Below are 24,989 nucleotides of genomic sequence, written 5' to 3'. Positions count from 1 at the left end.
TGTGGCCCGGATCGATGATCCGGGCCACACGCTTTCGGGGGGGTGGGGTGGGGATGGGTGGTGCTGGGGATGGGTGAAGGGGATGGGCGGTCTCGGGTCAGCAGCCGGTGCTGATACCGCGCTCCTGGAGCCACGGGGCGGGGTTGACCTGGTTCCACATGCCCTGGTGCACCTCGAAGTGCAGGTGGGGACCGGTCGAGTCACCGGTGGAACCCTCGTAGCCGAGGATGTCGCCGGCCTTGACCTGCTGACCCTCCTGGACCACGGTGCGGTTCATGTGGGCGTAGTGCGTGAAGTAGCCGTTGCCGTGGTCGACCACGACCGAGATGCCGTAGCCGGAGTAGACCCAGCCGGCCGCGAAGACGGTGCCGGGGCCGACGGCCCGGATCGGGGTGTTCTCGGGCATGGCGAAGTCGATGCCCTTGTGCTCGGTGCCCCAGCGGGGGCCGAAGCACGAGCTCACCGGGGCGCCCTGCATCGGGGTGCTCCACACGGGGCGGGCGGCCTTCGGCGCGGCGGCCTTGGCCTGCTTCGGCGCGGCCTGCTTGGCCTTCGCCGGGGCGGCCTGCTTCGCCTTGCTCTTGGCGGGGGTGTTGCTCTTGGTGCTGCGGGTGGACCGGTCGGCCCGCTCGGCGACAGCCTCCCGCTTGGCGGTGGCGGTCTGCGCGACGGTGGTCAGCGACTTGGCCGGGGCGTTGTCGATGGTGGCGGCGACGAAGCCGACCGATGCGACGCCGGCGAGAACCGCGATGGCGGTGACCGCACGGGTGCGTCCCTTCAGTCCGGCGCGGACCAGGTCGCGGGCGGCGACCAGCTTCTCGCGGCCGGCCTTGAAGATCTCGGTGCTGCTCTGCACGAGGGGAACCTCCGTTGTGTCTCCGTTGACGGGAGCCATGTTGCCTGGTCAGAACGGGGGTAGCCAAGCGGGCTCCGAGGCCGATTCGGATATTCGGGCGGTTCTCGGGCTGGTCGTTTGTCCTGTTGTCGAACCCCGACCGACCCTGAGTCCCTTAAGGGGGGAGTGACCTCGGTCACCCGACAGGCCCGATTTCGTGACCGGGGGAGGTGGCGTCGTTGCGCTGCGTGATGTCAGACCAGACAAAACCGCCCGCATCGGAAGGATGCGGGCGGTTCGGAAGTATCGCTTCAGCCGACGGAGCCGTCGAAGGCCTGCTCGATTTCGAGTTCGAGATCAACACCGTGGTCCTTGAACCAGGGGATCGGGTTCACGGCGACGTCGTTGACGTGGATCTCCAGGTGCAGGTGGGAGCCGAACGAGTGGCCCGTGTTGCCGCCGAGGCCGATGACCTGGCCGGCCTTCACCTTGTCGCCGACCTTCACCAGCAGCTTGCTGGAGTGGCCGTACACCGTCTTGAGGCCGTTGCCGTGGTCGATGATGATGCAGTATCCGTAGCCGCCGTTCCAGCCGGCGAGGATGACGGTGCCGTCGTGGACCGCCGAGTACGGCGTGCCCTCGGTGAGGGCCAGGTCGACGCCCTTGTGCATCTTCCCCCAGCGCATCGCGAAGCCGGAGGTGATGCGGTAGTTGTGGAAGGGCAGCAGCCAGGCGTTGGGCGCCGCGGTGATCGAGGTGCTGAGCGTCCGGTCGTCGCCGCGGCTGGCGCGGTCGGCTGCCTCCGCACGGGCGACGCTGGAGTCGGAGACCGCGGTGGTGTCACCGCTGAGGCTGTCGGTCTTGGCGTCCGTGATGCCGGCTCCGGCACCGAAGGCCACGATTCCCGCGCCGACGAACGCGGTGGTGATGACGGCTGCGTACCTGCTGCGGGGCGGCGTGGCCACCCGGCGGCGACCGCGGTAGCGGTCGCTCTCACGTAAGAGCTCGGGCCGGTATTGCACCTACAGCCTCCGTCATCGGTGGCGCCGCTGGATCACGACGCTCTGTCACCCTGTTTTGGATGGCACTGCGGGACAACTTAACCAACCCGTAGGGGTAGGCACAAGCTCCTGAACGTCATCCCTTAGCCGTCAGTGCGACTGTCCGGCCCGAATATCCCCTTTCTGTCCGTATTTATCCCGGAATCCGGTGATCACGTAGAGTGATCGTTCGCGGGGCAGGCCGTATATATAGGCGTCGCGCTGTGATGTGACCTGACCGCTGGTGGTGACCCCCGGGGTGTGGGTTACCGTTCGTTAAGTCTGTACGGCGAGAGGTGAGCACTGATGGGCACTCGTATTCGCGTGGTCGTGGCCAAACCGGGGCTCGACGGGCACGACCGCGGCGCGAAGGTGGTGGCCAGGGCCCTGCGTGACGCGGGTATGGAGGTCATCTACACCGGGCTGCACCAGACGGCGGAGCAGATCGTGGAGACCGCGATCCAGGAGGACGCGGACGCGGTCGGCCTGTCCGTCCTGTCCGGTGCGCACATGACGCTGTTCCCCCGGGTCGTCGGCCTGCTGCGTGAGCGCGGCGCGGGCGACATGGTGGTGTTCGGCGGCGGCATCATCCCCGAGGCGGACATCCCCGAGCTGGAGCGGCTCGGCGTGGCGAAGGTGTTCACGCCGGGTGCGACCACCCAGGCGATCGTCGAGTGGGTGCGGGCGAACGTCGCCACGACCCAGCCGGCCTGACCGGCCGGCACACGTACCGCAACAGCGAAGGCGCCCGCACCGCGGGCGCCTTTATATAAGGTGCGATTTCCCCAAGACAAAAGGGGAGGAGCCGGACGCACCCCTCACACGCCCGGCTCCTCTATGCACGACGCCCCGCCGCCACCCCTCGACCGACAGGGCATCGGCCGTTTGTGTCATCCCGCCTGGCCTTTCGGTTTCAGCGCTCTGACATCAGACTCAACGAGGGTTTTCGCAGGGGGTTACGGCCGGTGGCGCCGTCACTGGAACGGGTGACGGCGCCGATGTCCCCGCAGTCCGGCCGACCCCGCCGCGGGGCCGGGAACCCTTGCCCCGCCCCGGTCCGCATAGCCGTCGGTCATCGCCCGGTGTGCAGTTGGGCACACCGGGCGGTCGTGCCGATACCCTGCGCTGAGGGACCGTTAGGCTGCGCGGAAGGCCTATCCAGCGGAGGATGGGCAATGGTCCCTACGCGTCGTGTCGGGTGTCCCGCCGGCTACGCGTTGGGCTGGACAGCGAAGAGGTATCGGTGGACCTGTACGAGTACCAGGGGCGCGATGTCTTCGAGAAGCACGGCCTGCCCGTGCTCGCCGGTGGCGTCGCCGAGACCCCTGAGGAGGCCCGCGCCATCGCCGAGCGGCTCGGCGGCCGTGTGGTTGTCAAGGCGCAGGTGAAGGTCGGCGGCCGCGGCAAGGCCGGCGGCGTGAAGCTGGCCGACGGCGCCGACGAGGCCTACGCCCGCGCGAACGACATCCTCGGGATGGACATCAAGGGCCACACGGTCCACAAGGTGATGCTGGCCGAGACGGCCGACATCGTCGAGGAGTACTACTTCTCCTACCTGCTGGACCGGGCGAACCGCACCTTCCTGTGCATCGCCAGCGTGGCCGGCGGTATGGAGATCGAGACCGTCGCCGAGGAGCAGCCGGAGAAGGTCGCGAAGGTCGCCATCGACGCCAACCGCGGCGTCGACGAGGCCCTGGCCCGCGAGATCGTCACGGCCGGCCACTTCCCGGCCGAGGTCGCCGACCAGGTCGTCGACATCGCGGTGAAGCTGTGGGCGACGTTCGTCGCCGAGGACGCGACGCTGGTCGAGGTCAACCCGCTGGCGAAGGTGGGCGACGGCCGCGTGCTGTGCCTGGACGCCAAGGTGACCCTGGACGAGAACGCCGGCTTCCGCCACGCCGACCACGAGGCGCTGGAGGACAAGGCCGCGGTCGACCCGCTGGAGCAGGCCGCCAAGGCCAAGGACCTCAACTACGTCAAGCTCGACGGCGAGGTCGGCATCATCGGCAACGGCGCGGGCCTGGTCATGTCCACCCTGGACGTGGTCGCGTACGCCGGTGAGGAGTTCGGCGGGGTCAAGCCCGCGAACTTCCTCGACATCGGCGGCGGCGCGTCGGCCGAGGTGATGGCGAACGGTCTGGAGATCGTGCTGTCGGACCCGGCCGTGAAGAGCGTCTTCGTCAACGTCTTCGGTGGCATCACCGCCTGCGACGCGGTCGCCAACGGCATCATCCAGGCGCTGGCCATGCTCGACGGCCGGGGCGAGAAGGTCACCAAGCCGCTGGTCGTGCGGCTCGACGGCAACAACGCCGAGGCGGGTCGGGCCATCCTCGACGGCGCCGGCAACCCGCTCGTGGAGCGGGTCGACACGATGGACGGCGCCGCCAAGCGCGCCGCCGAGCTCGCTGCGGCTGGGAAGTGACATAGACAATGGCTATCTGGCTCACCAAGGACTCCAAGGTCATCGTCCAGGGCGTGACCGGCTCTGAGGGCTCCAAGCACACCCGCCGCATGCTGGCGGCCGGCACGAACATCGTCGGCGGCGTGAACCCGCGCAAGGCGGGCACCACCGTCGAGTTCGACGGTCACGAGGTGCCGGTGTTCGGCACCGTGGCCGAGGCGATGGACAAGACCGGTGCCGATGTCACGGTCATCTTCGTGCCCCCGGCCTTCACCAAGCAGGCAGTCGTCGAGGCGATCGACGCGGGCATCGGCCTGGCCGTCGTGATCACCGAGGGCGTGCCGGTGCACGACACCGCCGCGTTCTGGGCGCACGCCGTGGCGACCGGCAACAAGACCCGCATCGTCGGGCCGAACTGCCCCGGCATCGCCTCGCCGGGTGCGAGCAACGCCGGCATCATCCCGGCCGACATCAGCGGCTCGGGCCGCATCGGCCTGGTCTCGAAGTCGGGCACGCTGACCTACCAGCTCATGTACGAGCTGCGCGACATCGGCTTCTCCACCGCGGTCGGCATCGGCGGCGACCCGATCATCGGCACCACCCACATCGACGCGCTCGCGGCCTTCCAGGACGACCCGGAGACCGAGGCCATCGTCATGATCGGTGAGATCGGCGGCGACGCCGAGGAGCGCGCGGCCGAGTTCATCAAGGCGAACGTGACCAAGCCGGTGGTCGGCTACATCGCCGGCTTCACCGCCCCGCCCGGCAAGACCATGGGCCACGCGGGCGCGATCATCTCCGGCTCGTCCGGCACCGCCGACGCCAAGAAGGCGGCGCTGGAGGCGGCCGGGGTCAAGGTCGGCAAGACGCCGTCGGAGACCGCGCGCCTGATGCGCGAGGTCATGCAGGGCCGCTGAGCCCGTACGGACGACGGAAGGGGCGCCACCCGCTGCGGGTGGCGCCCCTTCTCGCGTACGCGGTCAGTAGCCGCCGTCGTAGCGGTGCCCCATCGACCCGCTGAACGCGCCGAGGGCGCAGGACAGGCCGGTGCCGATCACCCAAAGCACGGTGAAGGCGATGCCCAGCCAGAAGGCGACCTTGCCGAGGGTCTGGTCCTGGCCGTGCTCGCGGGCCTCCTTCTGGGACAGCCAGCCGAACAGGATGCCCAGCGGCGGGCAGCAGGTCACGGCGGCCACGATGCCGATGATGCCGAACAGCACCGCGTTGTCCCGGCGCGGCGGTGGCGGCGGCACCCCGTAGGGAGGTGGCGCGGTCGGCGGCGGCAGCGGCGGCACGTGCGGCCCAGGTGGCACGGGTGGTACCGGTTCGTGCGGCGGCACGGGTTCGTTCGTCATGACTTCCCCCAATCCGGACTACATGCCGGTCTTCCACCCGGACATGCTGTAGCGCCACAGGTACAGGTCCTTGCTGCACAGCGCCAGCACGCCCACCACTATCGCGATCCAGCCGAGCGTGGTGGAGCCGCCGTTCTGCTTGGCCTCGCGCAGCGACAGCCAGCCGAACAGGATGCCCAGCAGGCCGGTGCAGCACAGGGCCGTGACGATGCCGATGATGCCGAAGATCTTCGCCCGGTCCTGGTTCCCGGCCGGGGTCACCGGTGACGGCGGCAGGTGCGGCGGTGGCGGTGGCGGCGGCACCGACGGCGGTGGCGGAGGCGGCGGCGTATAGGTCACGGCACTCTCCCTCGCTAAGGACTCGATCGCAGCGTAACCCTCCTAACTCGCATACCGGGTCGAAATGGCCACGGGCTAAGGATCGTGGTCATCCCGCCTCGTTTGTGGTTAGGTAGCGCCTGATGGCGGAACATGATGGGCCCCTCGACGAGTCGCCGTCCCGGCGACCGGACGACGCTGGCCGAGTGCCGACTCAACTTCGGCCCGCAGCCCCGGGCGGTCCTGCCACGACCGCCGACGGCGCGCCGCCGACCGCTGCCCGGGAGCCCGCCGCGCCCGTGGCGGAGCCCGCCGGCCAGGACACGATGCTGCTGGACCTGGACCTGGACCTGGACCACCCGGCCGGTCCGCCCGGCCGGCACGACGACGAGCACGACGACGTCGCCACCCACGACACCGTGCTGCTCACCCCAGGGCACCTGGGCGCGCGCGAGACGGTGCTGCTGCCCCCGCGCGACGACATCGCCCACCGCGAGACGGTGCTGCTCGCACGCGGGCGCCCGCCGGGCCCGCCGCGGCCGAGCGGGGCCCCGCTCCCGGTCGCGGCCGTGGTCAACACGGTCTGGGCCGCGTTGCAGGTGCTGGCCCCGCTGCTGCTGCTGACCGTCGGGGCCCGCGCGGTCGAGGGCCCGGTCGCGTTCCTCCTGTCGACCAGGCTCGCCCTGGCCGGCTGGCTGCTCGGGCACGGGGTGCCGCTGACCGTGCCGCTCAACGAGCACCTGGCCACGCTGGACCTGCCGCCGCTGCTGCTCACCGCGGTGGCGCTGTGGCGCCTCAACCGCGCGGGCGTGCACACCGTGCGCGCGCTGGGCGCGCAGGGCAGCGGGTCGGTCCGGGCCGCCGCGCTGGCCGCCGGATCGGTCGCCGCCGTCTACTGCGGGCTCGGCGTGGGCGCCGCGGCCCTGGTCGACGGGCCGGGCATCCTGGTCACCCCATGGCATGCCGCCGTGAACTTCGCCGTGCTTGGCCTGGCCGCGGCCGGGCTGGGCGCGGCCCGCGCGGGCGGGGTGGTGCGGCGGCTGGCCCGTCTGACGCCGCTGCTGCTGCGCGACGGGATCCGGGTCGGGGCGGTGGCGACCCTGCTGATCGCGGGCGTGGGCGCCGGGGCGGTCGGGCTGGCGGTGGCGGTCAACGGCGCCGAGGCGTCGCGGCAGCTCGCCGCGTTCCCGGGCGGGGCGCTCGGGCAGACCGGGGCGGTCCTGCTCTGCCTGGCGTACGCGCCGAACCTGTCGGCATGGGCCGCGTCATACCTGCTGGGCCCGGGGTTCGAGGCGGGCACGCTGCCGCGTACCGGGCTGCCGGTGTTCGCCGGGGTGCCGCACGGGCCGCTGCGCGGGCCGGGCTGGCTGCTGATGGTGCTGCCGCTGCTGGGCGGCGCGGTGGCGGTGGTGCTGCTGGCGCACCGGCGGCTGCGCGCCCGGCAGACCCGCTCGGGGGACGTGGTGGTGCCCCAGCCGCAGTGGCTGCGGATGGCCGGTTCGGCGGCGCTCGGCGGCGCGGTCGCCGGGCTGCTGTGCGCGGCGGTCGGCTACGTGTCGGGCGGGGTGCTGCGCACCCCCGGGGGCGAGCTGCGCTTCGGGCCCGCGATCTGGCCGATGGCGGGCATGTCGGCGCTGGTGGTGACGCTCGGCGGCCTGCTGGCCGTAGCCGGGGTGTGGGCCTACCGGGCGCGTCCGCGCAGCCGGCGGGCGACGCCGGACGAGGCCTGAACCGTCGCGGTCGACCCCCCGCGACGGCCGGTCGCCCCCTCGCAACGGCAGGGACCACCGCCGGTACGGGGCGAGCGGCCCCGCGGTGGCGGTGGTCCCTGCGGCGTCAGCCGGTCTACTACCAGCCGTCGGCTCACATCGAGGAGTTCGCGGCTCCGACGACGAACATCACGATGTAGCAGCCGCAGCACAGCACCCACGCGGCGATACCGATGATCAGAGCGAGCTTGGACCACTTCTTCGACTCGGTCGCGGCGGCCTGGGCACCCGCGAAGTCGCCCTGCTGCAGCAGCGGGTTGACCTTGCTGGCGTTGATGATCGCCGGAATGGCCAGCGGCCAGAAGAAGAAGATGGAGACGATCGACCACGTCATGTTGTTGTCGATCTGCGGCTGCGGAGCGCCGTAGGTCATGTAGAACTCCAGGGTGTCGGGGTGGCTCGGACTGGAGCCGATATCGAACGAGCGGAGTCTAATGGCTTCATGCGACGTACGTGACTGGTGGGACGGTTGAAGCTGACCATCCCACCAGTCGAATTGTTGTCTGATCCGAATTCAGCGGTATTGGTTGTACACCTTGTCCGTCCAATGGGTGGTCAACCCGCAGATCGCGCCGATGATGGCGATGACGCCTAGCACGATCGCCACCCAGCCCAGCCAGCTCATCGAGGCCTGGCCCTTCTTCACCCGGGACAGGTGCAGGTAGCCGAGGATGATCGCCGGGATGCCGCCCAGGAACGGCAGCCCGTTGAGCCACGGGCAGCAGCAGCACCCGGTGCTGAGCACGCCGCAGACGAAGCCGATCCAGCCGAGCAGGTTGTTCTGCGCGCCGCCCGCGCGCTGGTAGACCGTGCCCTGCCCCGGGCTGAGCGGCGGCGGCGGTGGCGCGCCGTAGGCCGGCGGCGGCGGTGGCGGGGCGGGCACGGGCTCGCCGTAGGTGCCGCCGCTGCGGTACGGCTCGGTGACCGGCGGTGGTGGTGGCACGGCGGGCGGACCCGGCGGCTCGTACGGTGAGGGCTCGGCGCCGCCCGCGTTCGTGCCCGGCGGCTCCGGCCAGCCGGAACCGGAACCGGCCGGGCCGGCGGCGTCGGAGACCGTCGGCGGCGGCGGCACGGGCGGCATCGGCGGCGCGGGCACCGGCGGGGTCGGCGGCGGTGGCGGCGTCGGCGGTCCGGGTGGCGGCGGCGCGGTCGGATCGCTCAGCATCGGTGGCGGCTGGTACGGCTCCGGCGCGGGCGGGCTGAACGGGCTCTCGGCGTCGTGCAGCGGCGGCCACGGCGGCGGCTCCGGGGCGCCCGCCGGCGACTCCGGTGGCGGCGGCACCGGCTCGCCCGGCGGGGGCGGCACGTCCGGTGAGCCGGGCTGGTCGCGGTGCGCCGGCGGCTCGTACGGGCGGTGGGGCTCCTCCGGCGTGTCCGGCGGCGTCGGCGGTTGCGTCAAGGTCGGCTCCTCGCGTTCGGCAGCACGCGCCGGACCCGGCACCGCGGTGGCGTCGCAGCGGCGTGGCGCCGGGGCAGGCGCGTGCTGGAATGCAGTTCTGCCCTCAATATCCGCTTTATTGACCGGTTCTTCGGGCAAAACGCCGTAAATCATCGCCATACCCGCCGCGAGCTCGCCGCCGCCAGCCCGATAGGGTGCTGCTGTGACCGCTCGCCTCGTCGTCCTGGTCTCCGGCTCCGGTACGAATCTGCAAGCACTGCTCGACGCCTGCACCGACCCCGCGTACGGTGCGACCGTCGTGGCCGTCGGCGCCGACCGGGACGGCATCGCCGGCCTGGCCCGTGCCCAGTCGGCAGGCGTCCCCTCCTACGTCGCCCGCGTCCCCGACTTCGCCGACCGCGACGAGTGGGACGAGACCTTCACCGCACTCACCGCCGAGCACCGGCCCGACCTCGTGATCGGGGCGGGCTTCCTCAAACTGGTCGGCAAGGCGTTCCTGGGCCGGTTCGAGGGCCGCTACATCAACACCCACAATGCGCTGCTCCCGGCGTTCCCCGGCATCCACGGCCCGCGCGACGCCCTCGCGTACGGCGTGAAGGTCGCCGGGGCGACCCTCCACTTCGTGGACGGCGGGATGGACACCGGGGCGATCATCGCCCAGGTCGCGGTGCCGGTGCTCGACGACGACACCGAGGACACCCTCTCCGAGCGCATCAAAGACGCCGAGCGTGCGCAGCTGGTCGACTACGTCGGCCGGATGGCCCGCCACGGCTGGACCATCAACGGCAGAAAGGTGATCGTCGGATGAGCGAGAGCGGCAGCGAGCGCAAGCCGATCCGCAGGGCCCTGGTCAGCGTGTACGACAAGACCGGGCTGGAGAACCTGGCCGCGGTGCTGCGCCGGCACGGCGTCGAGATCGTGTCGACCGGCTCGACCGCGCAGCGCATCGAGACCATGGGCGCGCCGGTGACCAAGGTCGAGGAGCTGACCGGCTTCCCCGAGTGCCTGGACGGCCGGGTGAAGACCCTGCACCCGAAGGTGCACGCGGGCCTGCTGGCCGACCTGCGCCTGGACAGCCACCGCGACCAGCTCGCCGAGCTCGGCGTCGAGCCGTTCGACCTGCTCATCTCGAACCTGTACCCGTTCTCGCAGACGGTCTCCTCCGGCGCCTCGCTGGAGGAGTGCGTGGAGCAGATCGACATCGGCGGCCCGGCGATGGTCCGCGCGGCGGCCAAGAACCACGCCAACGTCGCGGTGATCACCTCCCCGAACGAGTACGGCCTGCTCGCGGCAGCCCTGGAGAAGGGCGGCTTCACCCTGGGCGAGCGCCGGGCGCTGGCCGCGCGGGCCTTCGCCGACATCGCCGACTACGACGTCGCCGTGGCCAACTGGTGCGCCCAGGAGCTGGTCGAGCTGGACTCGCTGGCCCCCGGCGCGCAGTGCTGGCCCGAGTACGCGGGCCTGGGCGTGTGGCGCAAGAACGTGCTGCGCTACGGCGAGAACCCGCACCAGGCGGCCGCGCTCTACATCGACCCGGCCTCGGCGCCCGGTCTGGCGCGCGCGGAGCAGCTCGGCGGCAAGGAGATGTCGTACAACAACTACGTCGACACCGACGCCGCCTGGCGCGCGGTGCACGACTTCGACGGCGTGCACGCCGTCGCGGTGATCAAGCACGCCAACCCGTGCGGCATCGCCATCAGCCCCGTGTCGGCCGCCGACGCGCACGCCAAGGCGCACGCCTGCGACCCGGTCTCGGCGTACGGCGGCGTCATCGCGGTCAACAGCGAGGTCACCGTCGAGCTGGCCAGGCAGATCGCCGAGATCTTCACCGAGGTCCTGGTGGCCCCCTCGTACGCCGACGGCGCCGTGGAGGTCCTGGCCGCGCGCAAGAACCTGCGCATCCTGGTCGCCCCGGCCTACCGGGCGGGCCCGACCGAGATGCGGCAGATCTCGGGCGGCATCCTGGTGCAGACCCGCGACAGCTTCAACTCCGACGGCGACAGCGTGGAGAACTGGACCCTGGCCGCCGGCGAGCCCGTCGGCCCCGAGGTGCTCAACGACCTCGAGTTCGCCTGGGGCGCGGTGCGCGCGGTCAAGTCCAATGCGATCCTGCTGGCCAAGGACGGTGCCAGCGTGGGTGTGGGCATGGGCCAGGTCAACCGGGTCGACTCGTGCAAGCTCGCGGTCACGCGGGCGGGCGACCGGGTCAAGGGCGCGGTGGCGGCGTCGGACGCGTACTTCCCGTTCGCCGACGGGCTCCAGGTGCTGATCGACGCGGGCGTCACCGCCGTCGTGGAGCCGGGCGGCTCGATCCGCGACCAGGAGGTCATCGACGCGGCCAAGGCCGCCGGGATCTCGCTCTACTTCACGGGCTCGCGCCACTTCGCCCACTGACGTAAAAGATCGGCGCCCCCGCTCAGAACCCCACCTCACAGAGGTTCCGAGCGAGGGCGCCGATCTGCTTTCGGCCGGTCAGGCGACCGGGTTGCGCAGCTCCGCGAAGTGGCAGGCACTCGGGTGCGGGTCGACCGCGCGGCGGATGAGCAGCGGCTCCTCCACCGAGCAGCGCTCCTGCGCCTTCCAGCACCGGGTGCGGAAGCGGCAGCCCGACGGCGGGTTGGCCGGCGACGGCACGTCACCGGTGAGGCGGATGACGTCGCGGTGGTGGCGCGCCTCCGGGTCCGGCACCGGCACCGCCGACAGCAGCGCCTGGGTGTACGGGTGCGTCGGCCGCTCGTAGATCTCCGCGTCCGTGCCGACCTCCACCATCTTGCCCAGGTACATCACGCCGACCCGGTCGGAGATGTGCCGCACCACGGACAGATCGTGCGCGATGAAGATGTACGACAGGTTCAGCTCGCGCTGGAGCCCCTCCAGCAGGTTGATCACCTGGGCCTGGATGGACACGTCCAGCGCGGAGACCGGCTCGTCGCAGACGATGATCTCCGGCTTGAGCGCGAGCGCGCGGGCGATGCCGATGCGCTGGCGCTGGCCGCCGGAGAACTGGTGCGGGTAGCGGTTGATGTGCTCGGGGTTCAGGCCCACGAGCTCCAGCAGCTCCTGCACCCGGCGCTGGCGGTCGCCCCGGGGGGCGACGTCGCTGTGGATCTCGTACGGCTCGCCGATGATGTCGCCCACGGTCATCCGCGGGTTCAGCGACGTGTACGGGTCCTGCATCACCATCTGCACGTTGCGGCGCAGGCGGCGCAGCTCGCCGCCGCCCATCTTGAAGATGTCCCTGCCGTTGAGCAGGGCCCGGCCGCCGGTCGGCGTCTCCAGCCGCATCAGCAGCTTGGCCAGCGTCGACTTGCCGCAGCCGGACTCGCCGACGATGCCCAGCGTCTCGCCGCGGTGCAGCTCGAAGCTGACCCCGTCGACCGCCTTGACGGCGCCGATCTTCTTCTTGAAGAGGATGCCGCGGGTGATCGGGAAGTGCTTGACCAGGTTCTCGACCCGCAGGATCGGCTCACCGGCCGGGCGTGCCACGGGGGTGATGTTCTCAGCGGAGTGTGCCATCGAGCATCTCCTTCGCGAAGTGGCAGGCGCTGGTACGGCCGTTGCCGAGGTTCAGCGACGCGGGTACGTCGGTCCGGCACACGTCCTTGGCGTACCTGCACCGGGGGTGGAACGCGCAGCCGGACGGCGGACGCAGCAGGTTCGGCGGCAGGCCCTTGATCGTGGCGAGCTCGGTGCCCTTGGAGTCCAGCCGCGGGATGGAGTCCAGCAGCCCCTCCGTGTAGGGGTGGGCCGGGCTCTTGTAGAGCTCGTGCACGTTGGCGTGCTCGACGATCCGGCCGGCGTACATGACCGCGATCCGGTCGGCGACGTCGGCGACCACGCCCAGGTCGTGCGTGATCAGGATCATGCCCATGTTCAGGTCGCGGCGCAGGTCGGCGAGCAGGTCCATGATCTGGGCCTGCACGGTGACGTCCAGCGCCGTGGTCGGCTCGTCGGCGATGAGCACCTTCGGGTCCATCGCCAGCGCCATCGCGATCATGACGCGCTGGCGCATACCGCCGGAGAACTGGTGCGGGTAGTCCTTCACCCGGTCCTTGGCGGCCGGGATCTTGACCAGGTCCATCAGCTCGACCGCGCGGGCCAGCGCGGCCCGCTTGGACATGCCCGCGCGGGTGCGCAGGGTCTCCGAGATCTGCCAGCCGACCGGGAACACCGGGTTCAGGGCCGAGAGCGCGTCCTGGAAGATCATGGAGATCTCCTTGCCGCGCACCTGCCGGCGCTTCTCCTCCGGCATGGTCAGCAGGTTCTGGCCCTTGTAGAGGATCTCGCCGCTGGGGATCTTCGCGGGCGGCATGTCGAGGATGCCCATGATCGCCTGCGCGGTCACCGACTTGCCGGAGCCCGACTCGCCCAGCACCGCCAGCGTCTCACCGGGGTTCAGGTGGTACGACACCCCGTTGATGACCCGGGCGACGCCGTCGCGGGTGTGGAATTCGACGAAGAGGTTCTTCACCTCGAGCAGGGCGTGCCCGGTGGGGACGCCGCTGCTCTGCACCTGGATGTCGGTCACGTTGCTCACCGCAGCTTCGGGTCGAACGCTTCGCGGATCTTGTCGCCCAGGATGATGAAGGCGAGCACCGTCAGCGCGAGGAAGGTGGACGGGACGATCAGGGGGATCGGGTTGGTGCGGACCTTGCCGATACCCGAGGCCTGCGAGATCTGCAGACCCCACGACTGCGCCGGCGGTTCCAGGCCGACGCCGAGGAACGACAGCGACGCCTCGGCCGCGATGAACGAGCCCAGCGCGATCGTGATGACCACGAGGAACGGCGCCAGCGCGTTGGGCAGGATGTGCCGCCACATGATCCGGGCGTTGCCCGCGCCGAGCATCCGGGCGGCCTGCACGTAGTCCTGGTTCTTGGCCGAGATGACCGAGGAGCGCACCACGCGGGACGCCGTGGTCCAGCCGAGGCCGCCGAGCAGCAGCACGAACGCGATGATGCGGGCGGTGTTGCCGCCGCCGGCGTTGTCGACCCGCTTCATGATCACCAGGCCGGCCAGGATCAGCGGCAGGCCCAGCACGATGTCCGTGCCGCGGGAGATGACCGCGTCGACCCAGCCGCCGAAGAAGCCGGAGGTCAGACCCGCCAGGATCGCCAGCACTCCCGCGAACAGCGCGGCGAAGAAGCCGATCAGCAGCGAGTTGCGGGCACCGTAGATGGCCCGGGTGTAGACGTCGCAGCCCTGGTAGTCGAAGCCGAAGATGGCCGGGCCGCTGGGGCCCGCGTTCTGCTTCGACAGCTGGCACGCGACGTTGGGATCGCCGCTGGTGAACAGCTGCGGGAACACCGCCATCACCAGCGCCACCAGCGCGATGAGCACGGCGATCCAGAACAGCGGGCGGCGGGCCAGGTCGTGCCAGGCGTCGGTGGTCGCGCTGCGGGCGCGCTTGACCTCGAGGGTGTGCGGCTGCCCGGGGGCGTTGGGTTCGCCGGCCGGGCCGGGGGTTGCCGTGTGCAGCTCGGAAGCGGCCACGTTCTCGAATTCACTCATTGTCTTCCGCCTACTCGTACCGGATCCGCGGATCGAGCACCGCGTACAGCAGGTCCACGATCAGGTTGGCGACAAGGAACACGACGACCAGCACGCTCACCGTGCCGATGACCACCGGGGCGTCACCGAGGTTGAGGTTCTTGTACAGCAGGTTGCCGATGCCGGTGATGTTGAAGACGCTCTCGGTGATGATCGCGCCGCCCATCAGCGAGCCCAGCTCGACACCGAGGAACGTCACGATCGGGATCAGCGAGTTGCGCAGCACGTGCACGCCGATGACCCGGCGGCCCGGGATGCCCTTGGACCGCGCGGTGCGGACGAAGTCGGCGCGCAGGTTCTCGCTCACCGAGGCGCGGGTCAGCCGCATCGCGGTGGCCAGCGACAGCGCGCCCAGGATGATGCCGGGCAGCAGGAGCTCGTACCAGGTGGCGGGGTTGTTGGCGGTCGCCGGGAAGATCGGCCACTTGATGCCGAACAGCAGCTGGCCGATGGGGGCGAGCACCACGGTCGGGATACCGATGATGACCAGGGTCAGCACCAGGGTGCTGTTGTCGAAGATGCCGCCGCGCTTGATACCGGCGATCACACCCGCCAGCACGCCGAAGATCATCGCCACCAGCAGGGCGATCGTGGCGAGCATGGCCGTGGTGGGCAGGCGCTCCAGGATCATCTCGCTGACGGGGCGGCCGGTCAGCGAGGTGCCGAGGTCGCCGTGCAGCAGGTCCGACAGGTAGTGCCAGTAGCGCGTGAGGAACGGGTCGTTGAAGTGGTACTGCTGCTCCAGCTGGGCGCGCTGGACGGCGGAGACCGGGCGCTCACCGGCCAGGTTCTGGATCGGGTCGCCTTCACCGCCCGCGAACATCAGCGTGAAGACGATGAAGGTGGTCCCGATGAAGACCAGGATCATCTGTAGCAGGCGCCGCACTATGTAGCGGAACATCGTCGTTCTTCTCTCACCGGGCAGCACAATTCGGTACGAATAGTCGCATTGTTCGTACCACGGGGCTGCGGTCGACGTGGTGGTAGTGCACAAACCCGGTCTCGCGGCGTGACCGCGTGCGACTGGGAAAGGGGCTTCCAGGCGCGGAGGGTGGTGCCGATCCGAAGACCGGCACCACCCCCCAGGTCAAGCAGCCGACGGTCAGCCGACGTACTGGATCTTGTTCAGGTCGACCCGGTTGAACAGGTCGATCGAAACGTCCTTGACCTTGGTCGAGTGACCGAAGACGTTCTGGCCGAAGCGCAGCGGCATCACCGGCAGGTCCTGCGCGAGCAGGTCCTCGGCGGCCTGGTACTTCTTGATGGCCTCGTCCTGGGTCGCGGCGGCAGCGCCCTCCTTCAGCAGGTTGTCGAAGGCGGGGTTGCTGTAGCCGTAGTAGTTCGACGAACCGGTCGTCGAGTACAGCGGGCCGAGGTAGTTCTCCATGGACGGGTAGTCCATGACCCAGCCCATGCGGAACATGCCGACGTCCTTCTTCGCCTTGACCTTGGTGAGCAGGTCGGCGAACTTGGGCTCCGGGGTGCCGACGCACTCGACGCCCAGGTTGGTCTTCAGCTGGTTGCAGGTCGCGTCGACCCACGCCTGGTGACCACCGTCAGCGTTGTACGTGATGTTCAGCGACTTGGGGCCGCCGGCAGCGTCGTACATCTTCTTGGCCTCGGTCGGGTTGAACTCACACGCCGCACCGCAGGTCTTGTCGCGGTAGCCCGCGACGACCGGCGACACGAACGAGTAAGCGGCCTTCTGCGAGCCCTGGAACACCTTGTTGACGATCTCCTCGCGGTCGATCGCCATCGAGATGGCCTTGCGGACCTCGACCTTGCTGAAGCGCGGGTCGAAGGTCGGGAACGCCAGCACCTGCAGGGTCGACGCGGGGCTGGTCTGGTAGCGGTCGCCCAGGTCGCCCTGGACGGTGGCCAGGCTGTCGGTCGGGATCTGCTTGATCACGTCCAGGTTGTTGGCCTGCAGGTCCGCGTACTCGGCGGCGTCGTTCTGGTAGATCTTGAAGTTCGCGCCGCCGATGCTCGGCTTGGTGCCGGCGAAGGCGTCGTACTTCTCGACCTCGATGCCCGAGTCGTGGTTCCAGGCGCCCTTGATCTTGAACGGACCGTTGCCGATCGGGGCGTCCTCGAAGCTCTTGCTCAGGACCAGGGGGCTGGCGGTGTCGCTCTCCCACGCGGCCTTGGGCAGCGGGTAGAAGGCGGTGTAGCCGAGCAGCGACTTGAACTCGCTGAACGGCGCGCTCAGGGTCACCGTGAACGTCTTGTCGTCGACCTTCTTGAGGCCCGACAGGGTCGTCGCGGTGGGGGTGGTCTTCGCGTCCGCCGGGTTCAGGGCCGCGTAGCCCTCGACCTTGTCGAAGAAGTAGTTGTTGTCCTGGGCGTTCGGGGCGTAGGCACCGTAGTTCCAGGCGTTGATGTAGTTGTCGGCGGTGACCGGCTCGCCGTTGTGGAACGTCCAGCCGTCCTTCAGCTTGATCGTCCAAGTCTTGTTGTCGGTCGTGCTGATCTCCTGCGCGGCGACCTCGTACGGCTTGTTGGCCTCGTCGAAGTCCACCAGGGGAGCGAACAGCGCCGCCAGCACCTGGGAGCCACTGGTCTCCGCGGTGTTGGTGGGGATCAGGTGCTTCGGTTCGGCGATACCGACCGACACGACACCGTTGGGGTTGGTGCTACCCGTGTCGCTGCCACCGCTCTTGCCACAGGCCGTCAGGCCCAGAGTGACAGCGAGCGGGAGAGCGGCCCAGGCCGCGAGCCTACGGACCTGCATTGAGCCTCCTCATCTCCTACGTCTCACCGCATAGACGGCAGGCTGACCTGCCGTTGTCACGCAGTGCAACGTCCGGCAAAGGTAGGACGAAGCTCGGCCCGGCACCAAACCCGTGGGTTGCAGATTCGCAACAGTCTACGAGTCGACCACTTGCGGACCGGCCTGCTGATTTGGTATTAGAAGACAGCCCGCCAAATGGGCGGTTCTGAGTGATTATGCCCGATCTGCGGGGTGACCGGGGCGACAGTCGGCGATCACATTGTGGACATGATCAGCGCCCGATTTGCCCTCGAAAGTCGTCCCAGATGATGGAAGATCCTGCCGCCAAGGCCACAGGGTGATCTATCGCACTGTTACCGACGGTTATACAACCAGGTCAACTGGCATTTCATAGATCAACTTGAGCGCCGGTTTTCGGCGTACCCCTGCCCGATTCTCGGCTTTGCGCACGTTGCCGGGACCGTCCCGCCCGCCCGCCGTAGACGTCGGCCTATCTCGTCGACTCAGCGGAGATCAAAATCGACGAGATAGGCCGACGTTTATGAAAGGCGGGGCGGGGAGCGGAGCGGGGAGTGGTGGCTGCGCGCGGCGGGAGGCGGCGCGGCGAGCGGGCATGTCCCGGTTCGGAGGGAGCCGGCGAGGGTGGGAGGATCGGCGGTATGACGGCAACGATCCTCAACGGCACCGAGACCGCAGCGGCGATCAAGGCGGACCTGCGCGAACGGGTCGCCCGGTTGGCGGCGCGGGGCGTGACGCCCGGCCTGGGCACCGTCCTGGTCGGCGACGACCCGGGCTCGCAGTGGTACGTCAACGGCAAGCACCGCGACTGCGCCGAGGTCGGCATCGCCTCGCTGCGCCGCGACCTGCCCGCCGACGCGACCCAGTCCGATGTCGAGGCGGCTGTCGCCGAGCTCAACGCCGACCCGGCCTGCACCGGCTACATCGTCCAGTTGCCGCTGCCGAAGGGCCTGAGCGAGCAGCGGGTGCTGGAGCTCATCGACCCAGACAAGGACGCCGACGGGCTGCACCCGGTCAGCCTGGGCCGGCTGGTGCTCGGCGTGCCGGGGCCGCTGCCGTGCACGCCGCGCGGCATCATCGAGCTGCTGCGCCGCTACCACGTGCCGATCGCGGGGGCCGAGGTCGTCGTGATCGGCCGCGGCGTCACCGTGGGCCGCCCGCTGGGCCTGCTGCTCACCCGGCGCACCGAGAACGCCACCGCGACCCTGTGCCACACCGGCACCAAGGACCTGGCCGGGCACGTGCGCCGCGCCGACATCGTGATCGCCGCGGCCGGGGTGCCCGGCATCGTCACCGCCGACATGGTCAAGCCGGGCGCGGCGGTGCTCGACGTCGGCGTGTCGCGGGTCGAGGGCGCCGACGGGAAGAAGCGCATCGTCGGCGACGTACACCCGGACGTGGCCGAGGTGGCCGGTTTCCTGTCGCCCAACCCGGGCGGGGTGGGCCCGATGACTAGGGCGATGCTGCTGACCAACGTGGTCGAGCGGGCCGAGGCGGCGCGCTAGCCCACACCGCGCGCACCCCGTAGGTCTCGCATAGACGACGCGGGCTATGGTGCGGAATCGTTACACCTTCGTCACAGGACCACGCTGGCCGCAGCCAGACGTCCGCCAGCAGGGAGTATGTGCCAATGGGCAAGGGCAAGAAGGTCACCGTCGTAGGGGCCGGTTTCTACGGCTCGACCACCGCGCAGCGCCTGGCCGAGTACGACGTCTTCGACACGGTCGTGCTGACCGACATCGTCGAGGGCAAGCCGGAGGGCCTCGCGCTGGACCTCAACCAGTCGCGGTCCATCGAGGGCTTCGAGACCAAGGTCGTCGGCGCGACCACCGGCCTCGACGGCTCGGGCTACGAGGCGATCGCCGGGTCCGACATCGTCGTGATCACCGCGGGCCTGCCGCGCAAGCCGGGCATGAGCCGCATGGACCTGCTCGAGGTCAACGCCAAGATCGTGCGCGGGGTGGCCGAGCAGGTCGCCAAGCACGCGCCGAACGCCGTCGTCATCGTCGTGTCCAACCCGCTGGACGAGATGACCGCGCTGGCCCAGCTCGCCACCCAGTTCCCGAAGAACCGGGTCATCGGCCAGGCCGGCATGCTCGACACCGCGCGCTTCACCCACTTCGTCGCCGAGGAGCTGGGCGTCCCGGTCGGCTCGGTCAAGACGCTGACCCTGGGCTCGCACGGCGACACCATGGTGCCGGTCCCGTCGCGCTGCACCGTCGACGGCAAGCCGCTGTCCGGCCTGCTGCCCGCCGAGAAGATCGACGAGCTGGTCACCCGTACCCGCAACGGCGGTGCCGAGGTCGTGGCGCTGCTCAAGACCGGTTCGGCGTACTACGCGCCGTCGGCTGCCGCCGCCCGTATGGCCAAGGCCGTGGCCGAGGACTCCGGCGAGGTCATGCCGGTCTGCGCCTGGGTCGACGGCGAGTACGGCATCTCCGGCGTGTACCTGGGCGTCGAGGCCGCGATCGGCGCCACCGGCGCCCGGAACATCGTGCTGACCGACCTCAACGAGTCGGAGCTCGCCGGGCTGAAGGAGGCCGCCGAGGCCGTCCGCGCCAAGCAGGCCGACGTCGCCGGTCTCTGACGCCGCGCGCCGTGCAGAAGGGCGCCCCCGCCGGATGGCGGGAGGCGCCCTTCTCGGCTATTTGAACTGCTCGGGGAACTCCGCGACGATGCCGTTCCCGAAGTAGCCGACCAGGTTCTGCACGTCCTGGTAGTAGGCCTCGTTGCCCGCGATGCTCTGCGCGTAGTCGCCCCCGGCGAAGCTGGTGACGGCGGTGGTGAGCAGCGCCAGGTTCCGGTCGAGCAGCTGGCGTGTCTGCTCGTACGGGAAGTGGTCCGGATTCGCCGTGCTGAGGACCTTCGCCAGCTCGGCGTGGCTCTGCTGCCATCGCGCGGTGGCGTCGGCGAGCTTGGCCTTGTCGCCCGCGCCCGCGGCCGGCACCAGGTCGGCGGCGATGGCGACCTGCTGCGACAGGATGTCGCTGATCTGGTCGCCGGTGCCCGTGCCGTAGTACTTGGCGAAGACGGCACCGATGTCCTTCTGGTTCTTCATCAGGCTGGCGGCCGCGGCCTGCGCGGCGCCGGGATGCGCTCCGCCCAGGAGCGCGGCGACGTAGTACTCCCTCGTGTACCTGGCGCTGTCGGACCACTGCGTGCCCATGGCCGTCCACAGCTCGGCCTTGGCCCGGTCGCCCGAAGGGCTCACCACCGCCGCGGCGGCCGTGCCGAACAACCCGACGGCCAGGAGGGCCGAGACCGTTCCCAGCAGCGTTCTGACGAATGCTCTCACGACGTGCCTCCCCGCGAGTGATCCGAACTTCCCGGCCTATAGCCGTACCCGCACCCTGCGCCGGGCAAACCGGCGTGTGCGCCGCCCGGCCGCGGCGGCCCCGCCGAAGAGGCGTCTGTCGGTAGTGGGCACTATGGTGTGGCGCATGGCATTGGACCTGCTTGACATGCTGCCCGGCGAGTGGCGCGACGTGATGAAGCCGCATCTCGACCTCGACGCCACCGCGAAGCTCGCCGCCTTCGTCGAGGCCGAGTACGCCGCCGGCACCGTCTTCCCGCCCCGCGAGGACCTGTTCACCGCGTTCCGGCTGACCTCCCCGGCGCACACCCGGGTGCTGATCCTCGGGCAGGACCCGTACTTCAAGCCCGGTCAGGCGCACGGGCTGAGCTTCAGCGTCCGCCCCGGCGTGCCGGTGCCGCCGAGCCTGCGCAACGTGTACAAGGAGCTCAAGGACGACCTCGGCGTGAACCCGCCGGCCAACGGCGACCTCACCGGCTGGGCCGCCCAGGGCGTGCTCATGCTCAACGCGGTGCTGACCGTGCGCTCGGGCACCCCGAACAGCCACGCCAACCAGGGCTGGGAGCAGTTCACCGACGCCGCGATCAAGGCCGCCAACGACTCGCCGTACCGGGTGGTGTTCGTGCTCTGGGGGTCGTACGCCCGCAAGAAGGCGGCGCTGGTGCGCAACCCGCAGCACGTGGTGCTGGAGGCCGGGCACCCGAGCCCGATGAACCCGAAGGGTTTCCTGGGCAGCAAGCCGTTCTCGCAGGTCAAGACCGCCCTGGCCGAGGCCGGTCGCGGCGAGATCACCTGGGGCTGACGTGCGGGGCGACCCGGCCTCGACGGCCGGACCGCCCCGCACCGGCTTCACTCCTGCTCGGACCGCTGGAGCGGGATCTTGCCCTCGTGCAGGGCGCGCATCAGCGTGGCGGCGAGCCCGTCGAGGCTGGAGCCGCCGGTGACCAGTACCTCCGGCATGATGTTGATCTTTCCTTCGGCGATGGCGTTGGCCAGTGCGACCAGGGCGGTCGGCAGCTCGCCGATGGCGTCACGCTGCGCCTGGAAGCCGGCCGCGCGGGCCAGCCCCATCGCCTCGGTCGCCTTGGCCTCGGCCAGACCGACGGCCTGGGCCCGGTCGGCCTCGGCCTGTCCCGTGAGCCGGACGTACGCGGCCTGGCCGCCCGCCTCCGCCTCCCGGGCCTTCGCCTTGTTCGAGCTGATCTCCACCGAGACCGCCGCCGAGGCGAGTTCGGCCTGCATGTCGGCGGTGCCGCGGGCCTTCTCCATCTGCACGCGCACCGTCTCGGCCCGCTGCTGCTCCTCGTAGGTGGCCCGCTGCTGGTTGGCGATCTCGCGGTGCGTCAGCACCTCGACCAGCTCCGGCGGGAACACCACGTCCTGGATGTAGACGCCCCGAGTCTCCACGTCGTACCCGGCCAGGTACTGCGTGATCGCCGCGAACGCGGCCTGCTGCACCTCGTGCCGGGTCTCGATGAACTTGATCGCCTCCAGCGCCTGGAGCGTGTTGCGGAAGTGGTTGCCCACCGCCGACTGGAGCACCTCGTTCACCAGGTTCAGCATCGTGCCGACCATCGAGATCACGCGCGGCGCGCGGCCGTCGGAGACGTGGATCTGCACCTGAAGGTCGATCTTGAACACGAAGCCCTCGCGGCTCTTGCCGACGATCGGCTCCAGCCGCGAGTCCAGGTCGTGCGCGGTCGACATGTGGTTGGCCCAGTTCAGGGTCAGGATGAAGGTCGGCACGAGCTCGGCGGCGTAGATGCGCGGGTTGATGGCGTACTTGCCGGTGCGCAGCGGCTCCTGCCAGATGCCGCGGTGGCCGGGGCGCACGATGCTGCCGAACTTGAAGTCGGTGCCGGAGGTGTCCAGCGTCGGCAGGCCGACGAACCCCTTGATCACGGCGACCTGTCCCTGGTTGACCACCAGCATCGGCACCATCTCGACCAGCACCAGGAACGGGTTCAGCAGGTACGCGCCGTACAGCAGCGGGTCGTGCTGGAGGCCGATCCGGCCGCCCGCGTCCAGGAACGCCTGGAAGTCCTGGTAGTTGTTGTGCACCTCGTTCTTCGAGCCCAGCAGCACGTCGATGATCTCGGCGTCGGTGGTGTCGGCGCCCTGCTCCATCGCCGCGATGTCGTCGAAGCCGCCCAGGCGGCTGGCCAGGTCGCCGGAGGGCAGCGGCTCGCCTTCGAGCACGGTGACCAGGCCGATCAGGTCCCGGTCGCCGTGCGGTGAGATCACCACGACCTTCAGGCGCTCAGGCGTCAGCCCGAACGCGGCCGGGGCCAGCTGGCGCTTGGCGGCCAGGACCTGGAACTCCGGCGACACCGGCACGCCGAAGACCGAGCGGGCCGTGATGATCAGGAAGGCGACCGGGTGGACCGGCACCAGGGTGCCGGGCGGCAGCACCGGCCGCTGCACACCCTTCTCGCCGCCGGTGGCGACGAAGTTGCGCAGGTCGGAGAAGTTGCCGAAGCCCGGCTGGTAGCGGGCGCTCTTGGCGCCGATCGGCAGCGGCGCGCCGACCTGGGAGATCACCACGCCGATCTCGCCGGCGGGCACCTGCACCCAGGGGAACTTGGTGACCCCGTAGACGGGCCACAGCTTGAGGCGCAGGCCGGGCATCAGCAGGTCGGCCTGGTAGCCGGCCTCCCCGGCGAACGCGATGGGGTTGTCGTCGCGGAGTTTGCGGCCGAGACGCTTGGTGACCAGGCCGACCTCGGTCGGACCGATCTTGTGGATGGACTTCAGGATGACGATGAGTAGTAGCAGGCCGACGATCACGGCTGTGGTGAGCGTCGGCAGGAATGGCAGCGGGTCGCTGTCCATGCCCCATCTCCTCGGATGAGTCGGGCTCCTGTCGGCCGCAGAGCGTAGACCCGGTCGGCAAGGCGCCGATTCGGGCATCGGTGAGAGGTGGGGCACCCTGGGGGTTGCGGCAGGTGGGTACGGCAGTACGCTCGTACTGCTAAATCGTGCGACCGCCGCCCGGCGCCCTGCCGCCGGACGCCCGAAGGTAAGAGGAGCGCCTGCGAGATGGCGAAGATCAAGGTAAACAACCCCGTAGTCGAGCTCGACGGCGACGAGATGACCCGGATCATCTGGAAGCAGATCCGCGAGCAGCTGATCCTGCCCTACCTCGACGTGGAGCTGGAGTACTACGACCTGGGCATGGAGCACCGCGACGCCACCGACGACCAGGTGACGATCGACGCGGCGAACGCGATCAAGCGGCACGGCGTGGGCGTCAAGTGCGCCACCATCACCCCGGACGAGGCCCGGGTCGCCGAGTTCGGCCTGAAGAAGATGTGGAAGTCGCCCAACGGCACCATCCGCAACATCCTCGGCGGCGTCATCTTCCGTGAGCCGATCATCATGAGCAACGTGCCGCGGCTCGTGCCGGGCTGGACCAAGCCGATCGTCGTCGGCCGCCACGCCCACGGCGACCAGTACAAGGCCACCGACTTCGTGGTGCCCGGCCCCGGCAAGGTGACCGTCACCTACACCCCGGCCGACGGCAGCGAGCCGATGGAGTTCACCATCGCCGACTTCCCCGGTGGCGGCGTCGCGATGGGCATGTACAACTACGACGACTCGATCCGCGACTTCGCGCGGGCGTCGTTCAGCTACGGCCTGCTGCGCAACTACCCGGTCTACCTGTCGACCAAGAACACGATCCTCAAGGCGTACGACGGCCGGTTCAAGGACATCTTCGCCGAGATCTTCGAGGCCGAGTTCAAGGCCGAGTTCGACGCCAAGGGCCTGACCTACGAGCACCGGCTGATCGACGACATGGTCGCCGCCGCGCTGAAGTGGGAGGGCGGCTACGTCTGGGCGTGCAAGAACTACGACGGTGACGTGCAGTCCGACATCGTGGCGCAGGGCTTCGGCTCGCTGGGCCTGATGACCTCCGTGCTGATGACGCCCGACGGCCGCACCGTCGAGGCCGAGGCCGCGCACGGCACGGTCACCCGGCACTACCGCCAGTGGCAGAAGGGCGAGAAGACGTCGACCAACCCGATCGCGTCGATCTTCGCCTGGACCCGGGGCCTGGCCCACCGCGGCAAGCTGGACGGCACCCCGGCGGTGACCAACTTCGCGGACACGCTGGAGCAGGTCATCATCGAGACCGTCGAGGGCGGCGCGATGACGAAGGACCTCTCGCTGCTGATCTCGCGGGACGCGCCGTGGCAGACCACCGAGGAGTTCATGAACACCCTCGACACCGCGCTGGCCCGCAAGCTCGGGGCCTGAGCA

At 69.9% G+C, this 24,989-nt stretch carries 23 protein-coding genes; 10 read left to right on the top strand and 13 right to left on the bottom strand.

The window, feature by feature from the left end:
• Window positions 1-97: 97 nt before the first annotated feature.
• Together Cs7R123_RS16720 and Cs7R123_RS16715 are read right to left on the bottom strand one after the other, a co-directional pair.
• Window positions 98-856: a M23 family metallopeptidase gene (locus Cs7R123_RS16720; protein WP_244871870.1), complete on the bottom strand. Its 759-nt coding sequence runs from the start codon at window positions 854-856 to the stop codon at window positions 98-100.
• 290 nt (window positions 857-1,146) lie between these two features.
• Entirely contained in the window at window positions 1,147-1,857 is a 711-nt protein-coding gene (locus tag Cs7R123_RS16715) for a M23 family metallopeptidase (protein WP_212827586.1), read from the bottom strand.
• Window positions 1,858-2,181: 324 nt separating this feature from the next.
• Between Cs7R123_RS16715 and Cs7R123_RS16710 the strand changes: the two genes are divergently transcribed.
• The 3 genes from Cs7R123_RS16710 to sucD all read left to right on the top strand — a co-directional run bounded on the left by Cs7R123_RS16710 (window position 2,182) and on the right by sucD (window position 5,193).
• Window positions 2,182-2,589 carry a cobalamin B12-binding domain-containing protein gene (locus Cs7R123_RS16710; RefSeq protein ID WP_212827585.1) on the top strand — a complete coding sequence of 136 codons (408 nt, stop codon included), beginning with the start codon at window positions 2,182-2,184 and terminating at the stop codon, window positions 2,587-2,589.
• A 529-nt stretch (window positions 2,590-3,118) separates the two neighbouring features.
• Window positions 3,119-4,297 (top strand): ADP-forming succinate--CoA ligase subunit beta, encoded by a 1,179-nt coding sequence (gene sucC / locus Cs7R123_RS16705; RefSeq protein ID WP_212827584.1) that lies wholly within the window; start codon window positions 3,119-3,121, stop codon window positions 4,295-4,297.
• An 8-nt stretch (window positions 4,298-4,305) separates the two neighbouring features.
• The gene (gene sucD / locus Cs7R123_RS16700) at window positions 4,306-5,193 is read left to right on the top strand and encodes a succinate--CoA ligase subunit alpha (protein ID WP_212827583.1); all 888 of its coding nucleotides are present in this window, start codon (window positions 4,306-4,308) and stop codon (window positions 5,191-5,193) included.
• A 63-nt stretch (window positions 5,194-5,256) separates the two neighbouring features.
• On the opposite strand, the gene Cs7R123_RS16695 is transcribed toward sucD, so the two are convergent.
• Together Cs7R123_RS16695 and Cs7R123_RS16690 are read right to left on the bottom strand one after the other, a co-directional pair.
• Window positions 5,257-5,631: a hypothetical protein gene (locus tag Cs7R123_RS16695; protein WP_244871869.1), complete on the bottom strand. Its 375-nt coding sequence runs from the start codon at window positions 5,629-5,631 to the stop codon at window positions 5,257-5,259.
• A gap of 18 nt (window positions 5,632-5,649) precedes the next feature.
• Window positions 5,650-5,970 (bottom strand): hypothetical protein, encoded by a 321-nt coding sequence (locus tag Cs7R123_RS16690; RefSeq protein ID WP_244871868.1) that lies wholly within the window; start codon window positions 5,968-5,970, stop codon window positions 5,650-5,652.
• A 185-nt stretch (window positions 5,971-6,155) separates the two neighbouring features.
• Here Cs7R123_RS16690 and Cs7R123_RS16685 point away from each other — a divergent pair, with 185 nt between their 5' ends.
• Window positions 6,156-7,679 (top strand): DUF6350 family protein, encoded by a 1,524-nt coding sequence (locus Cs7R123_RS16685; RefSeq protein WP_212827582.1) that lies wholly within the window; start codon window positions 6,156-6,158, stop codon window positions 7,677-7,679.
• 133 nt (window positions 7,680-7,812) lie between these two features.
• Here Cs7R123_RS16685 and Cs7R123_RS16680 read toward each other — a convergent pair whose 3' ends face one another.
• Window positions 7,813-8,091, bottom strand: coding sequence for a CD225/dispanin family protein (locus Cs7R123_RS16680; protein WP_212827581.1), 279 nt, complete (start codon window positions 8,089-8,091; stop codon window positions 7,813-7,815).
• Window positions 8,092-8,232: 141 nt separating this feature from the next.
• Window positions 8,233-9,117, bottom strand: a complete 885-nt coding sequence (locus Cs7R123_RS16675) for a DUF4190 domain-containing protein (protein WP_212827580.1) — start codon at window positions 9,115-9,117, stop codon at window positions 8,233-8,235.
• Window positions 9,118-9,319: 202 nt separating this feature from the next.
• On the opposite strand from Cs7R123_RS16675, the gene purN reads away from it, so the two are divergent.
• Window positions 9,320-9,925, top strand: a complete 606-nt coding sequence (purN, locus tag Cs7R123_RS16670) for a phosphoribosylglycinamide formyltransferase (protein ID WP_212827579.1) — start codon at window positions 9,320-9,322, stop codon at window positions 9,923-9,925.
• Window positions 9,922-11,511 carry a bifunctional phosphoribosylaminoimidazolecarboxamide formyltransferase/IMP cyclohydrolase gene (gene purH, locus Cs7R123_RS16665; RefSeq protein ID WP_212827578.1) on the top strand — a complete coding sequence of 530 codons (1,590 nt, stop codon included), beginning with the start codon at window positions 9,922-9,924 and terminating at the stop codon, window positions 11,509-11,511. The genes purN and purH overlap by 4 nt, the downstream gene beginning before the upstream one ends.
• A gap of 78 nt (window positions 11,512-11,589) precedes the next feature.
• Here the strand turns inward: purH and Cs7R123_RS16660 are convergent, their stop codons facing one another.
• From Cs7R123_RS16660 to Cs7R123_RS16640, 5 genes are all read right to left on the bottom strand, one after another.
• Complete coding sequence (locus tag Cs7R123_RS16660) at window positions 11,590-12,633, bottom strand: ABC transporter ATP-binding protein (protein WP_212827576.1); 1,044 nt, start codon at window positions 12,631-12,633, stop codon at window positions 11,590-11,592.
• Window positions 12,617-13,654 carry an ABC transporter ATP-binding protein gene (locus Cs7R123_RS16655; protein WP_374706959.1) on the bottom strand — a complete coding sequence of 346 codons (1,038 nt, stop codon included), beginning with the start codon at window positions 13,652-13,654 and terminating at the stop codon, window positions 12,617-12,619. Before Cs7R123_RS16655 ends, Cs7R123_RS16660 begins: the two co-directional genes overlap by 17 nt.
• Window positions 13,651-14,628: an ABC transporter permease gene (locus tag Cs7R123_RS16650; protein WP_212827574.1), complete on the bottom strand. Its 978-nt coding sequence runs from the start codon at window positions 14,626-14,628 to the stop codon at window positions 13,651-13,653. Before Cs7R123_RS16650 ends, Cs7R123_RS16655 begins: the two co-directional genes overlap by 4 nt.
• Window positions 14,629-14,638: 10 nt before the next feature.
• Window positions 14,639-15,568, bottom strand: a complete 930-nt coding sequence (locus Cs7R123_RS16645; protein ID WP_212827572.1) for an ABC transporter permease — start codon at window positions 15,566-15,568, stop codon at window positions 14,639-14,641.
• 201 nt (window positions 15,569-15,769) lie between these two features.
• Complete coding sequence (locus Cs7R123_RS16640) at window positions 15,770-17,398, bottom strand: ABC transporter substrate-binding protein (protein WP_212827570.1); 1,629 nt, start codon at window positions 17,396-17,398, stop codon at window positions 15,770-15,772.
• A 659-nt stretch (window positions 17,399-18,057) separates the two neighbouring features.
• On the opposite strand from Cs7R123_RS16640, the gene Cs7R123_RS16635 reads away from it, so the two are divergent.
• Window positions 18,058-18,921: a bifunctional methylenetetrahydrofolate dehydrogenase/methenyltetrahydrofolate cyclohydrolase gene (locus tag Cs7R123_RS16635; RefSeq protein WP_212827568.1), complete on the top strand. Its 864-nt coding sequence runs from the start codon at window positions 18,058-18,060 to the stop codon at window positions 18,919-18,921.
• Window positions 18,922-19,046: 125 nt separating this feature from the next.
• Window positions 19,047-20,003, top strand: coding sequence for a malate dehydrogenase (gene mdh, locus Cs7R123_RS16630; protein WP_212827566.1), 957 nt, complete (start codon window positions 19,047-19,049; stop codon window positions 20,001-20,003).
• Between the two features lie 57 nt (window positions 20,004-20,060).
• Here the strand turns inward: mdh and Cs7R123_RS16625 are convergent, their stop codons facing one another.
• Entirely contained in the window at window positions 20,061-20,711 is a 651-nt protein-coding gene (locus tag Cs7R123_RS16625) for a hypothetical protein (RefSeq protein WP_212827564.1), read from the bottom strand.
• 145 nt (window positions 20,712-20,856) lie between these two features.
• On the opposite strand from Cs7R123_RS16625, the gene Cs7R123_RS16620 reads away from it, so the two are divergent.
• A complete protein-coding gene (locus Cs7R123_RS16620) occupies window positions 20,857-21,531 on the top strand; it encodes a uracil-DNA glycosylase (RefSeq protein WP_244871867.1) in 675 nt (224 codons plus the stop codon).
• Between the two features lie 47 nt (window positions 21,532-21,578).
• Here Cs7R123_RS16620 and Cs7R123_RS16615 read toward each other — a convergent pair whose 3' ends face one another.
• Entirely contained in the window at window positions 21,579-23,561 is a 1,983-nt protein-coding gene (locus Cs7R123_RS16615; protein WP_212827560.1) for an SPFH domain-containing protein, read from the bottom strand.
• A gap of 207 nt (window positions 23,562-23,768) precedes the next feature.
• Here Cs7R123_RS16615 and Cs7R123_RS16610 point away from each other — a divergent pair, with 207 nt between their 5' ends.
• Window positions 23,769-24,986 (top strand): NADP-dependent isocitrate dehydrogenase, encoded by a 1,218-nt coding sequence (locus Cs7R123_RS16610; RefSeq protein WP_212827558.1) that lies wholly within the window; start codon window positions 23,769-23,771, stop codon window positions 24,984-24,986.
• Window positions 24,987-24,989 lie beyond the last annotated feature (3 nt).

It is taken from the genome of Catellatospora sp. TT07R-123, assembly GCF_018327705.1.
In the GTDB taxonomy this organism is placed as follows: domain Bacteria; phylum Actinomycetota; class Actinomycetes; order Mycobacteriales; family Micromonosporaceae; genus Catellatospora.
The sequence above is the reverse complement of the archived record's forward strand: the minus strand, read 5'-3'. Positions and strand labels throughout refer to the sequence as shown.

Coding starts and splice junctions, on each gene's coding strand:
- Cs7R123_RS16710 (WP_212827585.1), top strand. CDS start 2,182: ATGGGCACTCGTATTCGCGTGGTCGTGGCCAAACCGGGGCTCGACGGG.
- sucD (WP_212827583.1), top strand. CDS start 4,306: ATGGCTATCTGGCTCACCAAGGACTCCAAGGTCATCGTCCAGGGCGTG.
- Cs7R123_RS16695 (WP_244871869.1), bottom strand. CDS start 5,631: ATGACGAACGAACCCGTGCCGCCGCACGAACCGGTACCACCCGTGCCA.
- Cs7R123_RS16680 (WP_212827581.1), bottom strand. CDS start 8,091: ATGACCTACGGCGCTCCGCAGCCGCAGATCGACAACAACATGACGTGG.
- purH (WP_212827578.1), top strand. CDS start 9,922: ATGAGCGAGAGCGGCAGCGAGCGCAAGCCGATCCGCAGGGCCCTGGTC.
- Cs7R123_RS16660 (WP_212827576.1), bottom strand. CDS start 12,633: ATGGCACACTCCGCTGAGAACATCACCCCCGTGGCACGCCCGGCCGGT.
- Cs7R123_RS16650 (WP_212827574.1), bottom strand. CDS start 14,628: ATGAGTGAATTCGAGAACGTGGCCGCTTCCGAGCTGCACACGGCAACC.
- Cs7R123_RS16645 (WP_212827572.1), bottom strand. CDS start 15,568: ATGTTCCGCTACATAGTGCGGCGCCTGCTACAGATGATCCTGGTCTTC.
- Cs7R123_RS16640 (WP_212827570.1), bottom strand. CDS start 17,398: ATGCAGGTCCGTAGGCTCGCGGCCTGGGCCGCTCTCCCGCTCGCTGTC.
- Cs7R123_RS16635 (WP_212827568.1), top strand. CDS start 18,058: ATGACGGCAACGATCCTCAACGGCACCGAGACCGCAGCGGCGATCAAG.
- mdh (WP_212827566.1), top strand. CDS start 19,047: ATGGGCAAGGGCAAGAAGGTCACCGTCGTAGGGGCCGGTTTCTACGGC.
- Cs7R123_RS16620 (WP_244871867.1), top strand. CDS start 20,857: ATGGCATTGGACCTGCTTGACATGCTGCCCGGCGAGTGGCGCGACGTG.
- Cs7R123_RS16615 (WP_212827560.1), bottom strand. CDS start 23,561: ATGGACAGCGACCCGCTGCCATTCCTGCCGACGCTCACCACAGCCGTG.
- Cs7R123_RS16610 (WP_212827558.1), top strand. CDS start 23,769: ATGGCGAAGATCAAGGTAAACAACCCCGTAGTCGAGCTCGACGGCGAC.